Consider the following 734-nt stretch of genomic DNA (forward strand, 5'->3'; position numbering starts at 1 on the left):
GGGCGGCGAGCTGCTCCTCGTCAACGAGATCGCGCCGCGGGTGCACAATTCCGGCCATTGGACGCGCGATGCCTGCGTCTGCTCGCAATTTGAAAATCATATCCGGGCGATTGCCGGCTGGCCGCTCGGGTCCGTCTCCCGCCACAGCGACGCGGTGATGACCAATCTGATCGGCGAAGAGGCCGAGGATTGGCAGGCGCTTGCGGGCGAGAACAATTGCTGCGTGACGCTTTACGGCAAGCGCGAAATCCGGCCGGGGCGTAAGATGGGGCATGTGACGCGGCTGCAGCCGCTTACCAAGGCGCCTTGCTAAGCCCCGCAAAGTGTGGTGCAAGGCCGCCGATCTCTCGACAGGATTAGCGATGAAAATCAGCGGTAACGACATCCGCCCGGGCAATGTCATCGAATATGACGGCACGCTCTGGGTGGCGGTGAAAACCAATAAGGTGAAACCCGGCAAGGGGCCGGCCTACAACCAGGTCGAACTCAAGAACCTGATCGACGGGCGCAAGCTCAACAATCGCTTCGGTTCCGACGAAAAGGTCGAGCGCGCCCGCATCGAAACCAAGGACTTCCAGTTTCTCTACAAGGATGGAGACGTGCTGGTGTTCATGGATTCCGAGAGCTACGAGCAGATCAATCTCGCCGAGGAATTCGTCGGAGAGCGCGCCGCCTTTCTGCAGGACGGCATGACGGTGACCCTCGAAATGCATGAGGAGAAGCCGATCGGTATC

At 60.2% G+C, this 734-nt stretch carries 2 protein-coding genes; both read left to right on the forward strand.

The features are described 5' to 3' along the window. Nucleotides 1-313 (forward strand): ATP-grasp domain-containing protein (locus tag CH341_RS31650; protein ID WP_146604721.1); only part of this gene is annotated, 313 nt, incomplete at its 5' end. A 49-nt stretch (nt 314-362) separates the two neighbouring features. Next, the coding region (locus tag CH341_RS31655) for an elongation factor P (RefSeq protein ID WP_111423710.1) at nt 363-734 on the forward strand (372 nt) is incomplete at its 3' end.

The organism is Rhodoplanes roseus (assembly GCF_003258865.1).
GTDB classification, from domain to species: Bacteria; Pseudomonadota; Alphaproteobacteria; order Rhizobiales; family Xanthobacteraceae; genus Rhodoplanes; species Rhodoplanes roseus.